This is a genomic window from Streptomyces lusitanus, assembly GCF_042647945.1.
Classification (GTDB): Bacteria; Actinomycetota; Actinomycetes; order Streptomycetales; family Streptomycetaceae; genus Streptomyces; species Streptomyces pseudogriseolus.
In genome coordinates this window covers 117,658-133,524 of sequence record NZ_JBHRWL010000021.1, presented here as the reverse complement: position 1 = coordinate 133,524, position 15,867 = coordinate 117,658, and the positions used below count along the sequence as shown (strand labels likewise).

Sequence of the window (15,867 nt, the reverse complement as noted above, 5' to 3'; positions counted from 1 at the left end):
TTCCCGTCCCCCGCCGCCTGTCACCACGGCGCGGTCACGGCCTGAAGCGCAGAACCTGCGGGTCGTGGTCGCTGATCTGGTCGTGGAACTCCGCGTTGATGTGCACGCTGTCGTAGCTGAACGAGCACGGGCGGCGGATCGACGGGCTGATCAGGATCTGGTCGAGCGCCTGGCTGTTGCCCTGGTACACGTACGAGTAACGCTCCGACGCGGGCAGCGACTTGATCGCCGACCAGAGCACGCCGCCGCCCTCCATGATGCGGGTGGTGCGGGAGAACTCGAAGTCGTTGATGTCGCCGAGCGCCACGACCGCCGCGTTCTTCTGCGCCTTGAGGATCTTCGCGGTGAAGTCGTGGACCTCCTGAGCCTGGAGGTGGCGCTGCGTATCCGAGCCGCGCACCGGCGGCTGGTACTGCGCGGTGAGGCCCTGGTCGCCGCCCTTGGAGGAGAAGTGGTTGGCGATGACGATCACCGTGCGGCCGCGGAAGACGAACTCGCCGGCCAGCGGCTTGCGGCTGTCCTCGAACGCCGCCGAGTCCGGGGCGATCCGGCCGGGGGACAGGGTCAGGGCCGCCTTGCCGCGGACCTTGACCACGTCGGTCGCCGTGGTGGCGTCGCCGCCCGGCCGGTCGGTGAAGGACACCCGGGCCGGGTTGAACAGGAACGCCTGGCGGATGTTGCCGCCCGGCTCGCCGCCGTCCTGCTTGTCGGCGGGGTCGACGGCACGCCAGTCGTAGCGCGGGCCGCCGGCCGCCTCGATGGCGTCGATCAGCTTCGCCAGCGTCACATCGGCGGCGACCGTGCCGTCGTCCGTGGCGCCGTTGTTGTCCTGGATCTCCTCCAGCGACACGATGTCGGGCGAGGAGAGGCTGTGCACGATCGCCTCGGCGTGCGCGGCGAAGGTGTCGTCGGACGGGTCGAGGTTCTCCACGTTGTAGGTGGCTATGGCGAGTTCGGAGCGGTGCTGCGCGCGGGTCGTCTCCCGCTCCGTGCCGCCGGGCGTCAGCGTGCCGAGCTCGCTCGCGACCAGGGTGTAGCCGCCGTACTGGTTGTAGTCCAGCGGCCCGGTGGTGGCGCCCGCGAGGACGTCGCCGACGGTCGCGTCGGGGAAGTCGGCCGCCTTGCCCAGCGACTGGATCTGGATCCGGCCGGTGTTCTGCGCGTCGTACGAGCCGTAGACCGTGCCGCCGCGCCGGTTGCGGTTCTCGTGGGGCTTCACCGTGACCCACAGCTCCGTGTACGGGTCGGTCGCGCCGACCACGCGCGCGTCGGCGACCCGCACGTTCATGCCCTCCAGCGACTCGTACAGGTCGAGGGCGTAGGCGCCCGGACGCAGCGGCAGGGCGTTGACCGAGCCGTTCGCCGCCGGGTCGCCCTGCGGCGCGTACGCGGCCGGGACCGTGCGGGCGTCGAGGGCCGCCGGGGCCGGGACCGGGTTGCCGCGCGAGACGACCGTGACGGTGGGCCTGGTGATCTCCGTGACCGACTGGTTGCCGGAGGAGGTGCCGCCGGGGACGTACTCCGAGACCGTGCCGGAGACGGACACCTCGTCGCCCACCGCGACGCCCTGCGGGGTGGAGCTCGTGAAGACGAACACGCCCTCACTGGTGGCCGGGTCGGCGTCGGGGGCGGGGTCCTGGATCCAGAAGCCGCGGGAGGAACCGTAGGTACGGATGCCGGTGACGATGCCGGTCACGTCGGTGACCTGCCGGCCGGCGAACGGCGACAGACGGGTGTCGCCCTGGATGTCGTGGACGCGCACGGACTCGGCGTGCGCGGGTGTCGTGAGGACGACGGTGGACGCCGCGGAACACACGGCGGCGACGGTGAGCGCGGCGAGGCGCGCGGACGGCTTGCTCGGCAACGGATTCCCTCCGGGGACCGGAACGAGGGTGGGCGGGTGCGGTGCGGAACACGCCCTGTCTACGCGCGTCAATGTCCAGCCTGGTCAGGCCACTTGTCAAGGTTTCGGCCATGTACGCCGGCTGACGCGGAGATGAAGTGGGCGGCATGGGTGGAAATCCGTCTAGGCTGAGCGGCTGAGACGTAGAGGGCACTAGGAGATTCAGCCGATGTCAGACAGCTCCATCCTGCCGCCGGCGCGGTTGCGCCCCGAAGCGGAGCTGGCGCGCGACGCCCTGTCCACTCCGGTGCTGTCCCGGGCCGCCAGGCTCGCCCGCTGGGCCGGTCCCGCGACCCGGGTGGACGCCGGCGGCTCACTGGTGGAGGAGCAGCTCCCCGATGCGGCCGCGGAGTTGGGTCTGAGCGGGGAGGACGCGGCGGCCGACGCCGGCGAGGCCTGGCGGGTCGCCGTGGACACCGGGCTCGTCGAGGTGGTCGACGAGGAGGAGGGCACCGTCCGCGCGGGCGACGAGCTGGCGCTGCTCACCGGCGGCTCGCCGCAGGACGTGCTGGGCGTGTGGCTCGGCGCGCTGGAGACGGTGCTGGGCGACGCGAGCGTGCCCGACCTGGGCGGGCTGGTCGACGCCATCGCCGGGGGCGAGGGGTCGGGGGAGCTGGACCTCGACGCGCTGGACTGGAACCCGGAGGCCGAGGCGGAGTTCCTCGACGGGGTGCTCGGCAACCTGTATCTGCTGACCGTCGGCGAGGACAAGGCCGGCGACGCCCCGGTGCCGCTGCCCGCGCTGGCCGCCTCCGTCCTCGTGCCCGACGGCATGGCCGAGCCCAGCAACGACGTCCTGGAGCAGGTGTCCGACGCGATGATGCGGCTGGACGACCAGTTCCGGATGCTGGAGCCCGTCGGGCTGGTGGAGTACCGGCCGCTCGACGAGGACCTGATGGCCGACGCCGACGAGGAGCCCGCCGCCCCCGTCGACGAGACGGACGTCGCCCGCTACGGCCTGGTGCGGCTGACCCCGCTCGGCCTGTACGGGCTGCGCGCCCGGCTGCTGGAGGCGGGCTTCGAGGCGCCCGCGGTCGGCGACCTCGCGGACAAGGGCGCCGACGCGCTGCTCGACGGCACGGCCGGGTACCCGCCGGCCGCCGCCCACGCCGAGACCGAGCACTGGCTGGAGCGGCGCCGGCCGCTGGAGGCGGCGCGCGAGCTGCTGTCCGCGGCGCGCGGCGCGGACGAGGGTGCGCCGCTGCGGCGGCTGCGCTGCCAGCAGGCGCTGTCGCTGGTGGGCGGCGCCGCGGAACCCGCGCTGCGGGAGGTCCTGGACGACGCCGAGCTCGGCGGTCTGGCGCGGGTGTGGCTCGCCGAGCACGGGGCCCCGGACGTGCCGCCGCCGTCCGAGGCGATGATCTTCTGGCTCACCATCGACACGGTGGCCGCGCAGCTCGCCGCGGAGGGCAACTCGGAGGAGCTGCGCTCCCTGGTGGAGGGGCTGGCCCGGCAGCACAGCGGCTTCTTCGACATGGCGTGGCGGGTCGACCACCCGGCCACGGCGGACGTCCTGGAGGCGATGGGACGCCTCCACCCGGACAAGAAGATCGCGAAGGAAGCGCGGAAGGCGGCGTTCAAGGCGCGCTCCCAGCACGGGGGTTGAGGGGGGGCGCGCCCCGGCGTGAACGAGACGTCCGGCGCCCCCCCTCGCGGAGGGGCGCCGGACGCCGGTGGAGACGGGGCGGGTCAGAGGGCCTGGGCGGCGGGCTTGACCATGCCGCGGACCGTGCGGCCCTTGACGAACTCGCCCATCGCGGTCATCTCCCACTCGCCGGAGTACTGCCGGATCAGCTTCGCCATCAGCACGCCCGTCTGCGGCTCGGCGCCGGTCAGGTCGAAGCGGACCAGCTCCTCGCCGGTGGTGGCGTCCATCAGGCGGCAGTACGCCTTGGCGACCTCCGTGAACTTCTGGCCGGAGAACGAGTTCACCGTGAAGACCAGGCCCGAGACCTCCATGGGGAGGCGGCCGAGGTCGACGGTGATGACCTCGTCGTCGCCGGCGCCCTCGCCCGTGAGGTTGTCACCGGAGTGCCGCACCGCGCCGCCCAGGATCTGGAGCTTGCCGAAGTAGCAGCTGTCGAGGTGGTTGCGCTGCGGGCCGTACGCGATCACCGACGCGTCCAGGTCGATGTCCTTGCCGCGGAAGGCGGGCTCCCAGCCGAGACCCATCTTCACCTGGGACAGCAGCGGACGGCCGCCCTTCACCAGCGAGACCGTCTGGTTCTTCTGGAGGCTGACCCGGCCCTTGTCGAGGTTGATCTTGCCGGTGCCGGGCGCGGCGGCGGGCGGGGCCGGGGGAGCCGCCGGGGCGGGCGGCGCGGCCTGCGGGGCCGGCGGGGTCACCGGCTGGGCCGGGGCGGCAGGCTCCTCGACCGTGACGCCGAAGTCCGTGGCGATGCCGGCCAGGCCGTTGGCGTAGCCCTGGCCCACCGCCCGGACCTTCCAGGCGCCGTTGCGCAGATAGACCTCGACGACCACCAGGGCCGTCTCCGCGCCGAGCTGCGGGGGTGTGAAGGTCGCCAGGGCGGCGCCGGTGTCCGCGTCGCGGACGGTCGCGGTGGGCTCGATGCCCTGGAAGGTCTGGCCCGCCGCGTCGGGGCTCGCGGTCACGACGATCTTCTCGATGCCGGGCGGTACGGCCGCGGTGTCGACCGTGATCGCGTCGGGGGCCGTGCCTCCGCCGGAGCGGTAGGTCACGCCCGGGCCCGCGGGCTGGTTGTAGAAGATGAAGTCGTCGTCGGAGCGCACCTTGCCGTCGGCGGTGAGCAGCAGGCCCGATACGTCGAGCCGCACGGGCGCGGCGACGTCCACCGTCACGCGGGCGGTGGGAAGAGGGATGTTCGAGCCGGGGGTCATAGCTGTCATGCCGGGTGAACGAGCGAGGCCGTTTTACCGTTCCCTTACCTGTGGTCCGTTCGGTGGAAGGGGCGCGGGCGCCGGGGATCCACCCCGGCGCCCGCGCCCCGCACCGCGGAGCCGGAAGGCTACGGCACCACCACGATCTTGCGGCCCACGCCCGCCGCGAACTGCTCCAGCGCCTGCGGGTACTGGTCCAGGGGGAGGCGGTCGCTGATGAAGACGTCCGGGTCGAGGACGCCGTTCGCGAACAGCTCCGCCGCGCGCTCGTAGCTGTGCAGAACGGCCATCGAGCCGGTGATGGTGATCTCCTGGTTGTAGATCCGGTACGGGTCGATCTCCACGCGGGTCGCGTAGTCGGCGACGCCGAACTGGAGGAACGTGCCCGCCTTGGCGACCCGGTTCAGCCCGTCCTGGATCGCCGCCGCGTTGCCCGTCGCGTCGATGACCAGCTCCCAGCCCTGCGGCCGGTCCAGCTCGTCCGGGGTGGCCGCGGACGCGGTGACCCCCAGCTTGCGGGCCGTCTCCAGGCGCGCCGGGTTCAGGTCGACCATGTCGACGCTCGCCGCGCCGGTCCGCTTGGCCAGCTCCAGCATCATCAGGCCCATGGTCCCGGAGCCGTAGATCAGCACATGGGCGCCGAGCCGCGACTGGAGCACGTCGTAGCCGCGCACCGCGCAGGACAGCGGCTCGATCAGCGCCGCGTCCTGGGTGCGGACGTGCTCCGGGAGCTTGACGCAGTTCGCCACCGGCGCCACCGCGTACTGCGCGGCGCCGCCCGCCGTGGTGACGCCGATCGCCGCCCAGCGCTCGCAGAGGTTGTTGTGGCCGGTACGGCAGTAACGGCACTCGTGGCAGTACAGGGAGGGGTCGACCGCGACCTGGTCGCCGAGCGCCACCTCGGTGACCTGGGAGCCGACGCCGACCACCTCGCCGGCGAACTCGTGCCCGGGGACGATCGGCAGCTTGGGCGCGAATTCGCCCTGGAGGATGTGCAGATCGGTCCCGCACAGCCCGCACGCGGCGACCTCGACGACGACGTCCCTCGGGCCCGGTGTCGGGTCCGGGACCTCGGTGACGACGGCCCGGCCCACGGACTCGATGACGGCGGCCTTCATTTCACGGCTCCCAACGACAGGCCCTGGACCAGTTTGTCCTGGGCGGCGAACCCCGCGGCGAGCACCGGCAGGGAGACGACGAGCGACGCGGCGCACACCTTGGCCAGGAACAGGCCCTGGCTGGTGATGAAGCCGGTCAGGAAGACGGGGGCGGTCTCGGCGACCACGCCCGTCAGGACCCGGGCGAACAGCAGCTCGTTCCAGCTGAAGATGAAGCAGATCAGCGCCGTCGCCGCGATGCCCGGGAGGGCGATCGGGGCGATCACCCGGGTCAGCACCGTCGGCAGCCGGGCGCCGTCGATCTGGGCGGCCTCGACGACCGCGACCGGGACCTCGGAGAGGAAGGACTGCATCATCCACACCGCGATCGGAAGGTTCATCGAGGTGTAGAGGATGACGAGCAGCCAGATGTTGTCGAGCATCCCGGCGTTCTTGGCGAACAGGTAGATCGGCAGCAGGCCGGCCACCACGGGCAGCATCTTGGTGGAGAGGAAGAAGAACAGGACGTCCGTCCACTTCTTCACCGGGCGGATGGACAGGGCGTAGGCGGCGGGCAGGGCCAGCACCAGGACCAGCAGCGTCGAGGTCACCGACGCGACCGTCGAGTTGATCAGGGCGGGCCAGGGGCTGGCGCCGCCGCCCGAGCCGAAGAACTCGCGGTAGCCGTCCAGGGTGAGGGCGGCGCCCCACGAGGGCGGGTTGGTGGCCGCGTCGGTCTCGGAGTGGAAGGACGTCAGGGCCATCCAGGCGATGGGCAGGAAGAACACGATGCCGGCCAGCCAGGCGACCAGGCCGAGACCCGCTCCGCCGCGGAACCGGCCGCGGGTGTTCACGGTGGTGCTGCTCATGCGCGGGACACCTCCTCGCGGAACAGGGACGAGACCACGCGCAGGGCGAAGGTCGCGATGACGATGGAGCCGATGACGACCAGGACGCCGGCCGCCGAGGCGAGACCGTTCTCGTGCGCCTGGTAGAAGGTCTGGTACACGGTGTAGGGCAGGTTGGCGGTGCCGAGACCGCCGGACGTGAGCGTGAACACCGCGTCGAAGTTCTGCACGATGTAGATCGAGCCGAGCAGGGCGCCCAGTTCGAGGTAGCGGCGCAGATGCGGCAGCGTGATGTGCACGAAGATCTGCCAGTCGCTCGCCCCGTCGACGCGGGCCGCCTCGATCTGCTGCTGGTCCCGGCTCTGCAGCCCCGCCAGCAGGATGAGCATCATGAACGGTGTCCACTGCCACACCAGCGACGCCTGCACGGCGAGCAGCGGGGTGCCGGAGATCCAGTCGGGCTGAGGGCCGCCGACGTAGTGCAGCAGACCGTTGAGCAGGCCGTACTCCGGGTTGTAGAGGACATGCTTCCAGAGCAGGGCGGCGGCGACCGGGACCACCAGGAACGGCGCGATGAGCAGGGTGCGCACCACGGCCCGGCCGCGGAACTTCCGGTCCAGCAGCAGCGCGAGGAGCAGTCCGATCACCAGGCTGGCCAGGACGACGCCCACGGTGAGCAGGACGGTCACCCAGACGGACTTGCGCAGCGCCGGATCGGTCAGCACCTCCTGGTAGTTGGCGAACCCGGCGAAGTGACGGGCGTCCGGGTAGAGGGAGTTCCAGTCGAAGAACGAGATCACCAGGGTCGCCACGAACGGCAGCTGGGTGACCACGATCATGAAGATCAGGGCGGGCAGCAGCGGGGCGCGGGTGGCCCAGGCGCGCAGCCGGGCGGAGGGCCGGCCGGGTGCGGCGGACGTCTGTGGTACGGCCGTCGGGGCCGTGGTCGTGGCGGTCATCGTCCCTCGTACTCCTCGGCGATCTCTTCTGCCAGCTGCTGGGACTTCTTCAGGGCCTCCTCGACGGACTGGCGTCCGGCGATGGCCGCGCTGATCTCCTGGGAGACCTTGGTGCCGAGATCGGTGAACTCCGGGATGCCGACGAACTGGATGCCGGGCGCCGGGCGGGGCTGGACGCCGGGGTCGTCGGGACGGGCCTGCTCGATGGCCCGCTTGGTCATCTCCTGGAAGGCGGAGGCCTCCGCCCGGTAGTCGGGGTTGGCGTAGGTGGAGGCGCGCTTGCCGGCGGGGATGTTGGACCAGCCGACCTTCTCGCCGGCCAGCTGCTCGTACTCCTTGCTGGACGCCCAGGAGACGAACTTCCAGGCGTTGTCGGGGTTGCGGGAGGCGTTCTGGATGCCCCACGCCCAGGTGTAGAGCCAGCCGGACGACTCCGTCTCCTCCACCGGCGCCGGCGCGTAGCCGATCTTCCCGGCGACGGGGGAGCCGTCGGCCTCCAGGGAGCCGGCCGCGGACGTGGCGTCGTACCACATGGCGACCTTGCCCTGGGTCAGGTTGTTCAGGCACTCGGCGAAGCCGGCCTGGGGCGCGCCGGACTCGCCGTGCTCACGCACCAGGTCGACATAGAAGTTGACGGCCTTCTTCCACTCGGGGGAGTCGAGCCGCGCCTTCCAGTCCTTGTCGAACCAGGTGCCGCCGAAAGTGTTGACCACCGTGGTGAGCGGCGCCATGACCTCGCCCCAGCCGGGCAGTCCGCGCAGGCAGATGCCCTTCATGCCGGGTTGGGCCCCGTCCACCTGCGCGGCCAGGTCGGCCACCTGCTGCCAGGTGGGCCGGGCCGGCATCGTCAGGCCCTTCTCCGCGAAGATGTCCTTGCGGTACATCAGGAACGACGACTCGCCGTAGAACGGCTGGCCGTACAGCTTGCCGTCCTCGCCGGTGAGGGACTGCCGCATCGGCTCGAGGATGTCCTGCTGGTCGTACGCCGTGTCCTCGGCGACGTACGGGTCCATCTCCTTCAGCCAGCCGTTCTTGGCGTAGATCGGTATCTCGTAGTTGGACAGGGTGGCCACGTCGTACTGGCCGGCCTGGTTGGCGAAGTCCTGGCTGATCTTGTCGCGGACGTCGTTCTCCGGCAGCACGGTGAAGTTCACCTTGATGCCGGTCTCCTTGGTGAAGTGGGCGGCGGTCAGCTTCTGCAACTCGACCATCTGCGAGTTGTTCACCATCAGGACGTTGATGGCGTCGCCGCCGGATCCGGCCCCGCCCGCTCCGACCCAGCAGCCGGAGAGCAGCGGGGCGATCAGCGTCCCTGCGGCGGCCGTGGCGAGTACGCCTCGTGGCCTCCGTCGGCTCTGGGTTCGCATGGATCGCTCCTGGACGTATAGGGAGACATCGGGCGTCACCTGGCATGGTTCGGGCCCGTGGGGACGTGGTGCTGAGAGAGTTGGGTTACACCCGTACGACTTGAGGCCCGAGCAGGGAGTAGCGGTGGGCCTCCGAGGCCGGGAGCAGGGTGCTCGTCACGATCGCCTCCAGCGCGCCGACCTCGGCGAACCGGCAGAAGCTGACCGCTCCGAACTTGGTGTGGACGCCGGCGAACACCACACGGCGGGCGGCCCGCACCGCCTGCGCCTTGACCTCGCTGACCGCCGGGTCGGGCGTGGTCAGGCCGTGTTCGCGGGAGATCCCGTTGGCGCCGATGTACGCCAGGTCGATGACGAAGCCGGAGAGCATCTTCGTCGTCCAGTGGTCCACGGTGGCGAGCGTCCCGGAGCGGACGCGGCCGCCCAGCAGCAGCACGGTCGCGTTGCCGTTCTGTGCGAGCGCGCCCGCGACCGGCAGGGAGGCGGTGACCACGGTGAGCGGCCGGTCGGCGGGCAGGGCCTCGGCGATGAGCTGCGGGGTGAAGCCCTCGTCGACGAAGACCGTCTCGGCGTCCCCGAGCAGCTCGGCCGCGGCGGCCGCGACCCTGCGCTTCTCGGGGACGTGACTGGTGGCGCGGAAGGCGAGCGTCGTCTCGAAGCCGGCGCTCTCCACGGGGTAGGCGCCGCCATGGGTACGGCGGACCAGCCCGTGGTCCTCGAGGGCGCGCAGATCGCGGCGGACGGTCTCCCTGGCCACGCCCAGCTCGGCGGCGAGCGCGGTCACGTCGACCGAGCCGGTGGCGCGGGCCACCCGCACGATCTCGCGTTGCCGCTCCTCGGCCGTTCTGTTGGGCATGGCCGGACCCCTGCTTTCTGCGCTGCCGCTGTGGTGCTTGGTGGTGCGTGGTGTTGCTCGGTTGCCCGTTCGGGCTGTTGCCAAGAAGTTCTACAGCGACGGCCGGGTGCTGACCAGGCTTGTTGCGGGTCCGTTGCTGCCCGGTTGTGCCCGGGTGGGCGGGCGGGTGCCCGGCTCGGACCTGGGTGGGGGGTGAGAGCGGGCAGACTCCGTGCCCGGTTGTCGGTGCGGGCGCGCCCGCTTCCTGCCCGTCCGTGTCCACGGGGGGTGCGTTTCACGCCGCCGGGCGCGGCAGCGCCCCTCAGGGGCGCGAGGAACTGCGCGCGCAACCACAGCGCGACCGGCACCCGGCATACAACAGTCCCCGGCACCCCGGTGGCCGCCGGGGGCGCGGAGCGCCCTTCAGGGGCGCGGGGAACTGCGCGACCAGCCCCGCGCGGCCCGCACCCGGCGTGCAACAGTGCCCGGCACCCCGGTGGCCGTACGGGGGTGCGGCGCAGGCCCGCTAGGGGGTGCCGCCTGCGCCCACCCGTGCCGCCCCAAGCGGCACGACTGCCCGCAGTCGGCGGGGACAGCGCCCTTCAGGGGCGCGGGGAACTGCGCGACCAGCCCCGCGCGGCCCGCACCCGGCGTGCAACAGTGCCCGGCACCCTGGTGGCCGTACGGAGGTGTGACGCAGGCCCGCTCGAGGGTGCCGCCTGCGCCCACCCGTGCCGCCCCAGCGGCACGACTGCCCGCAGGCGGCGGGGGCAGCGCCCCTTCAGGGGCGCGGGGAACTGCGCGATCAGCCACCCTGTGGCCCGCACCCGGCGTACAACAGTTACCGGCACCCCGGTGGCCGTCAGTACGGCCAGATGGGCGGGTTCGTCACGAAGTGGCCGCCCAGGTGGGCGTGGGACGGGTCCCGCGGATCCAGCTCGCCCTGTTCCGCGATCAGCTTCTCCGCGTACCGCTCGGAGTCGTCCCGCGGCTCGTAGCCGATCGCCCGCGCCGACCCCAGGTCCCACCACAACCGCGTGTTCGCGGAGGAGCCGTACACCACGGTGTGCCCCACCCCCTCCGCCGTCAGCGCCGCATGGAACAGCCGCGCCCCGTCCGCCGGACTCATCCACACCGACAGCATCCGCACGCTCGTCGGCTCCGGGAAGCACGAGCCGATCCGCACGGAGACCGTCTCCACCCCGTGCTTGTCCCAGTACAGCTGGGCCAGGTCCTCGCCGAAGCACTTGGACAGCCCGTAGAAGGTGTCCGGCCTGCGCGGCGTGTCGACGGGGATCAGCGGGTCGTCGCCCTGGGGGCGCGGGGTGTAGCCGACGGCGTGGTTGGAGGAGGCGAAGACGATCCGGCGTACGCCCTCCTCGCGGGCGGCCTCGTACAGGTGGTACGTCCCCTCGATGTTGGCCTTGAGGATCTTGTCGAAGGACGCTTCGAGGGAGATGCCCGCCAGGTGCACCACCGCGTCGACGCCCCGCACCGCCTCGCGCACGGCGTCCCGGTCGCCCAGGTCCCCGACGATCGCGTCGGGCGCGCCGTCGACCGGCCGCATGTCGAACAGCCGCAGCTCGTAGCCGTAGGGCGGGAGCAGCTCCCGCATCAGCGTGCCGAGTCCGCCGGCGGCGCCGGTGAGCAGGACGGTGCGGGGAGCGGGCATCTGCGAATCTCCTTGCGGCGCCGGCCGGAACACGGAAGCGAACGTGCAGGTGGAAGCACAGCGTTCACGTGCATGGACACGCTAAGGAGCCCCGACGTGACGCGTCAAGTACCCCGGCCTCCCCCCTCCCGCGTCAGCCCCGCGCAGCGATCCGCTTGACCTGCCTCCCCGGCCCGTCTTAGCGTGGTCCCGTTCAGAAATATGGACGCCAATCAAGAATATGGACCAGGACCACGACCAGGGAGAGACAGTGACGCCAGCCCCTCTCGCCGCGCGACTCAGTATCCCCAGCGGGCCGCTGTTCTTCCCGGTCACCGCCTTCGGACCCGACGGCGCCGTCGACCCCGCCGCCTACCGGCTCCATGTGCGGCGCGGCGTCGAGGCCGGGGCCGCCGCCGTCTTCGCCTGCTGCGGCACGGGTGAGTTCCACGCGCTGACGCCCGAGGAGTTCGAGACCTGCGTGCGTGTGGCGGTGGAGGCGGCCGAGGGGCGTGTCCCGGTCGTCGCGGGCGCCGGCTACGGCACCGCGCTCGCCGTCCGCTACGCCCGGCTGGCCGAGGCCGCCGGCGCGGACGGACTGCTCGCCATGCCGCCGTACCTGGTCAAGGCCGGGCAGGAGGGGCTGCTGCGGCACTACCGCGAACTGGCCGCCGCGACGTCCCTGCCGGTGATCGTCTACCAGCGGGACAACGCCGTGTTCACCCCCGCCACCGTCGTCGAACTGGCCCGCACCGAGGGCGTCGTGGGCCTCAAGGACGGCTACGGCGACCTCGACCTGATGCAGCGCACGGTCAGCGCCGTGCGCGCGGCCGGCGTCGAGGAGTTCCTGTACTTCAACGGGCTGCCCACGGCCGAGCTGACCCAGCCCGCCTACAACGGCCTCGGCGTCACCCTGTACTCGTCCGCGGTGTTCTGCTTCGTGCCGGAGATCGCCCTCGCCTGCCACACCGCCCTGCGCACCGGCGACGAGGCGACCGTGCGCCGCCTGACCGACCACTTCTACCGGCCGTTCGTCGAACTGCGCGACAAGGGCCAGGGTTATGCGATCTCGCTGGTCAAGGCGGGGGTGCGGCTGCGCGGGCTGGACGTCGGGGAGGTCCGCCCCCCGCTGCACGAGCCGGCCGGGGATCATCTCAAGCAGCTCGCTCAGCTGATCGAGCGGGGACAGGCGCTGCTCGAGGAGGGCATGTGAAGGCATCGGCGTTCGTCTACCCCTGGGACGTCAACGGGGACCCCGGGGCGCCCGCGCGGATCGCGGAGCTCGGCACCGCCCAGGTGACCCTCGCCTCGGCCTACCACTCCACCCGCGCGCTGACCCCCCGCCATCCCCGGCACCGCGTGGTCACCGCCGAGTACGCGGCCGTGCTGTACCCGGCCGACGAGTCCCGCTGGTCCGGGCGCGTGCCGCGTCCCCGTCCGGCGGGCGACTGGGCGCCGGGGGACGCCTTCGGCGAGGCCGCCGCCGCGCTCACGGACGCGGGCCTGGAGGTGCACACCTGGGTGGTGCTCGCGCACAACTCGCGCCTCGGCGAGGAGCATCCGGACACCTCCGTGGTCAACGCCTACGGCGACCGCTACCCCTGGGCGCCGTGCATCGCGCAGCCGGACGTCCGCGCCTACCTGACGGACCTCGCCGCCGAGGCGGCCGTGCGTCCCGGGGCGCGCGGCACCGAACTGGAGTCGCTCGGCTGGTACGGGCTGGCCCATCTGCACGCCCACGACAAGACCGCCGGGGTCCCGCTCGGGGACGCCGGGCAGTACCTGATGTCCCTGTGCTTCTGCCCCGCCTGCCGGGACGGCTACGGCGCCGAGGGCCTGGACGCGGACGCGCTCGCCGCCGCCGTACGGGACGCGCTGGACCCCGTGTGGCGGGGAGAGGCGTCCTCCGGGGGCGGCTGGACGGGCATCGAGAAGCTGCTGGGGGACACCCGCGCGCACGCCACGCGCGCGTGGCGCGACCGCACGGCCCGCGCCCTCCAGGAGGAGGCCGTCGCCGCCGTGCGCCGGGCCGCTCCCGACGGCTTCCAGGTGCTGCTGCACGCCGACCCGGTGTCCTACCACTGCGGCGCCAACGCCGGGGTCGACCCCGCCCACGTCCTCTCCGTCGCCGACGGCGTGGTGGTCCCCTGCACCGGCGGTCCCGGCCCGGTCGCCCCGTTCGCCCGCGCGGGCCGGGAGGGCGCCGTGCTCGCCGCCAACTTCACCGTCGTCTCCGGCCTGGGCGGCAGCCCGGGCACCCTCGCGGCCGACGCCGCCGAGGCGCGCCGCCTGGGCGCGACCGAGCTGCGGCTCTATCACGCCGGACTGGCCTCCGACGCGGACCTCGCCGCCGTACGCTCGGCGCTGTCCGGCCGCTGACCCGCCAGCACCGCCGCCGTCACCCCCAGCACCACCCCGAGGACCACCAGCTGCACGCGCTGGTCGAGGAGTTCGACCAGCGCCGCGCCCGCCGCGAGGCCGATCACGTTCGGCGTGAACACCAGGGTGTTCGCGGTGGCCGTGACCCGGCCCAGCAGCGGGCCCGGAGTGCGCCGCTGGACGCTCGTGAGCACGGCGATCAGCGCGGCGGGCAGCCCCACGCCGATCGCCGCCGAGCACGCCCACGCCACCGGGTCGTACGGCACCGCGCGCAGGGCCACCGCGACGGCCAGGAGGGCGATGCCGTACGCGGCGAACCGCCGGGCGCCCGTCCGCCGCAGGGCCGGCCCGGACAGCAGCCCGACCGCCACCGACCCCGCCCCCTGCACGGCGTACAGCACACCGGCGTACGCGGGCGGGTGGCCGAGGGCCTCGACCACGGCGTACGTCAGCGCCCCGCTCACGCCCGCGCACAGCATGGTCACCCCGCCCGCCAGGACCAGCGGGCGCAGCACGGGGTCCGCCCACAGGCGCCGGACGCCCTCGGCGGTCGCGCTCCGGCCGTCCTCCCGCCGGGGCGCCGGCCGCTCCTCCCGCACCCGCAGCGACAGGTACACCAGCGCCGCCGCCAGGAAGCTCGCCGCGTCCAGGACGGCGACGCCCGGCCCGCCGTACGCCGTGTACAGCCCCGCGCCGGCCAGCGGGGCGAGCAGCTTCATGCCCTCGTTGGCGGTCATCCGCAGCCCGTTGAAGTCCCCCAGCAGGGAGCCGTCCACCGCGCCCGCGACCAGCGCCGACTCCGCCGCGTCGTGCACCGTGCCCGCCGCGCCGTACACGAACAGCACCGCGTAGAGCAGCCACAGCTCCCCGGGCCCGTCCACCGCGCACAGCGTGAGCAGCAGCGCCGCCATGAACAGGCTCAGCGCGATCAGCAGCGGCCGGCGCCGGTGACGGTCGGCGAGCGTGCCCAGCAGCGGACCCGCCAGGGTGGGCGCCCACATCGCCAGCAGACACAGCGCCGCGAGACCGTCCGAACCGGTGAGGTCCTTGACCCACACCCCCGACGCCAGCCACAGCGCGGAGGTGCCGAACCCGGAGACCACCACCGCCGTCAGACACCGCCCCGCGGTGCGGTCACGCATCACGCGGACCGCCGTCCATCTCGTCGTCATGCCTGGTCATCGTGGTCCTAAGGCGGCGGGGACGGCATCGGGCGAATGCCCTAGGGAGCGGACGGGGGCGGGCGCCGGAACCGCTCGCCGATGAGTTCCGCGGCCGTGTCCGGTCACCCCTTCGTACGCCATCGCATCCCGGGAGCAGCCATGACCGACACTCCGCTCGACTTCGGACCGCAGACCGCGATCGTCGCCCGTCTGGCCGAGGGGGTGACCGACGCGCAGCTGTCGGACGGCACGCCGTGCCCGCGGTACGCCGTGCGTCATGTCCTGGGCCACCTCCTGGGGCTGGCCGTCGCCTTCCGTGACGCGGGCCGCAAGGACCTCGGGGCCACCACCGACACCGGTCCCCAGGACGCCCTGCCGGACGTCGGACCCGCCTGGCGCGCCGAACTGCCCAAGGCGCTCGACGAACTCGCCGAGGCCTGGCGGGATCCGGCGGCCTGGACCGGCATGACACGGGCCGGGGGCGTCGACATGCCGGGCGAGGTCACCGCCGCCGTCGCCCTCGACGAACTGGTGGTCCACGGCTGGGACCTGGCCCGCGCGACCGGGCAGCCGTACACGCCCGACCCGGCCGCGCTGGAGCGCGCCCACGCCTTCCTCCGGGCCGCCGCCGAGGAGGGCGACCGGGGCGGCGGCATCTTCGGACCCGTCGTCCCCGTCCCGGCGGACGCCCCGCTGCTGGACCGGGCGATCGGCCTCAGCGGCCGCGACCCGGACTGGACCAGGCCCGCCTGAGGAGCGGACGGGGCCGCGACCGACCGCCCCCGAAGAGCGCCCGCGAGAAGCGA

13 protein-coding genes are annotated in these 15,867 nt (G+C 72.9%); 4 read left to right on the top strand and 9 right to left on the bottom strand.

From position 1 onward, the window contains the following. Window positions 1-34 precede the first annotated feature (34 nt). The gene (locus ACFOSY_RS28055; RefSeq protein ID WP_394311978.1) at window positions 35-1,864 is read right to left on the bottom strand and encodes an endonuclease/exonuclease/phosphatase family protein; all 1,830 of its coding nucleotides are present in this window, start codon (window positions 1,862-1,864) and stop codon (window positions 35-37) included. Window positions 1,865-2,072: 208 nt separating this feature from the next. Here ACFOSY_RS28055 and ACFOSY_RS28050 point away from each other — a divergent pair, with 208 nt between their 5' ends. Further along, complete coding sequence (locus ACFOSY_RS28050) at window positions 2,073-3,509, top strand: hypothetical protein (RefSeq protein WP_394311976.1); 1,437 nt, start codon at window positions 2,073-2,075, stop codon at window positions 3,507-3,509. A gap of 83 nt (window positions 3,510-3,592) precedes the next feature. Here the strand turns inward: ACFOSY_RS28050 and ACFOSY_RS28045 are convergent, their stop codons facing one another. The 7 genes from ACFOSY_RS28045 to ACFOSY_RS28015 all read right to left on the bottom strand — a co-directional run bounded on the left by ACFOSY_RS28045 (window position 3,593) and on the right by ACFOSY_RS28015 (window position 11,540). Beyond that, the gene (locus tag ACFOSY_RS28045) at window positions 3,593-4,762 is read right to left on the bottom strand and encodes a TerD family protein (RefSeq protein ID WP_394312071.1); all 1,170 of its coding nucleotides are present in this window, start codon (window positions 4,760-4,762) and stop codon (window positions 3,593-3,595) included. 128 nt (window positions 4,763-4,890) lie between these two features. Then, a complete protein-coding gene (locus ACFOSY_RS28040; protein WP_394311974.1) occupies window positions 4,891-5,880 on the bottom strand; it encodes a zinc-dependent alcohol dehydrogenase family protein in 990 nt (329 codons plus the stop codon). After that, window positions 5,877-6,728, bottom strand: a complete 852-nt coding sequence (locus ACFOSY_RS28035; protein ID WP_394311972.1) for a carbohydrate ABC transporter permease — start codon at window positions 6,726-6,728, stop codon at window positions 5,877-5,879. The genes ACFOSY_RS28040 and ACFOSY_RS28035 overlap by 4 nt, the downstream gene beginning before the upstream one ends. After that, window positions 6,725-7,666 (bottom strand): carbohydrate ABC transporter permease, encoded by a 942-nt coding sequence (locus ACFOSY_RS28030; protein ID WP_394311970.1) that lies wholly within the window; start codon window positions 7,664-7,666, stop codon window positions 6,725-6,727. Before ACFOSY_RS28030 ends, ACFOSY_RS28035 begins: the two co-directional genes overlap by 4 nt. Continuing rightward, window positions 7,663-9,033 carry an ABC transporter substrate-binding protein gene (locus tag ACFOSY_RS28025; protein ID WP_394311968.1) on the bottom strand — a complete coding sequence of 457 codons (1,371 nt, stop codon included), beginning with the start codon at window positions 9,031-9,033 and terminating at the stop codon, window positions 7,663-7,665. The genes ACFOSY_RS28030 and ACFOSY_RS28025 overlap by 4 nt, the downstream gene beginning before the upstream one ends. Window positions 9,034-9,118: 85 nt before the next feature. Beyond that, window positions 9,119-9,889, bottom strand: a complete 771-nt coding sequence (locus tag ACFOSY_RS28020) for a DeoR/GlpR family DNA-binding transcription regulator (protein WP_394311964.1) — start codon at window positions 9,887-9,889, stop codon at window positions 9,119-9,121. Window positions 9,890-10,730: 841 nt separating this feature from the next. Then, on the bottom strand, window positions 10,731-11,540 hold the full coding sequence (locus ACFOSY_RS28015) for an NAD-dependent epimerase/dehydratase family protein (protein ID WP_394311961.1): 810 nt from the start codon (window positions 11,538-11,540) through the stop codon (window positions 10,731-10,733). Window positions 11,541-11,790: 250 nt separating this feature from the next. On the opposite strand from ACFOSY_RS28015, the gene ACFOSY_RS28010 reads away from it, so the two are divergent. Then, window positions 11,791-12,732: a 5-dehydro-4-deoxyglucarate dehydratase gene (locus ACFOSY_RS28010; RefSeq protein ID WP_394311959.1), complete on the top strand. Its 942-nt coding sequence runs from the start codon at window positions 11,791-11,793 to the stop codon at window positions 12,730-12,732. Further along, the gene (locus tag ACFOSY_RS28005; RefSeq protein WP_394311956.1) at window positions 12,729-13,898 is read left to right on the top strand and encodes a hypothetical protein; all 1,170 of its coding nucleotides are present in this window, start codon (window positions 12,729-12,731) and stop codon (window positions 13,896-13,898) included. Before ACFOSY_RS28010 ends, ACFOSY_RS28005 begins: the two co-directional genes overlap by 4 nt. On the opposite strand, the gene ACFOSY_RS28000 is transcribed toward ACFOSY_RS28005, so the two are convergent. Continuing rightward, on the bottom strand, window positions 13,835-15,070 hold the full coding sequence (locus ACFOSY_RS28000; protein ID WP_394311954.1) for an MFS transporter: 1,236 nt from the start codon (window positions 15,068-15,070) through the stop codon (window positions 13,835-13,837). The genes ACFOSY_RS28005 and ACFOSY_RS28000 overlap by 64 nt on opposite strands. Before the next feature lie 150 nt (window positions 15,071-15,220). Here ACFOSY_RS28000 and ACFOSY_RS27995 point away from each other — a divergent pair, with 150 nt between their 5' ends. Beyond that, window positions 15,221-15,814 (top strand): TIGR03086 family metal-binding protein, encoded by a 594-nt coding sequence (locus tag ACFOSY_RS27995; protein ID WP_394311952.1) that lies wholly within the window; start codon window positions 15,221-15,223, stop codon window positions 15,812-15,814. The last annotated feature ends 53 nt before the right edge of the window (window positions 15,815-15,867 follow it).

What these genes read in the sequence shown, in the direction of transcription:
- ACFOSY_RS28040 (WP_394311974.1), bottom strand. Translation starts at nt 5,880, where the DNA reads ATGAAGGCCGCCGTCATCGAGTCCGTGGGCCGGGCCGTCGTCACCGAG.
- ACFOSY_RS28035 (WP_394311972.1), bottom strand. Translation starts at nt 6,728, where the DNA reads ATGAGCAGCACCACCGTGAACACCCGCGGCCGGTTCCGCGGCGGAGCG.
- ACFOSY_RS28020 (WP_394311964.1), bottom strand. Translation starts at nt 9,889, where the DNA reads ATGCCCAACAGAACGGCCGAGGAGCGGCAACGCGAGATCGTGCGGGTG.
- ACFOSY_RS28000 (WP_394311954.1), bottom strand. Translation starts at nt 15,070, where the DNA reads ATGACGACGAGATGGACGGCGGTCCGCGTGATGCGTGACCGCACCGCG.
- ACFOSY_RS27995 (WP_394311952.1), top strand. Translation starts at nt 15,221, where the DNA reads ATGACCGACACTCCGCTCGACTTCGGACCGCAGACCGCGATCGTCGCC.
- ACFOSY_RS28030 (WP_394311970.1), bottom strand. Translation starts at nt 7,666, where the DNA reads ATGACCGCCACGACCACGGCCCCGACGGCCGTACCACAGACGTCCGCC.
- ACFOSY_RS28015 (WP_394311961.1), bottom strand. Translation starts at nt 11,540, where the DNA reads ATGCCCGCTCCCCGCACCGTCCTGCTCACCGGCGCCGCCGGCGGACTC.
- ACFOSY_RS28050 (WP_394311976.1), top strand. Translation starts at nt 2,073, where the DNA reads ATGTCAGACAGCTCCATCCTGCCGCCGGCGCGGTTGCGCCCCGAAGCG.
- ACFOSY_RS28045 (WP_394312071.1), bottom strand. Translation starts at nt 4,762, where the DNA reads ATGACCCCCGGCTCGAACATCCCTCTTCCCACCGCCCGCGTGACGGTG.
- ACFOSY_RS28025 (WP_394311968.1), bottom strand. Translation starts at nt 9,033, where the DNA reads ATGCGAACCCAGAGCCGACGGAGGCCACGAGGCGTACTCGCCACGGCC.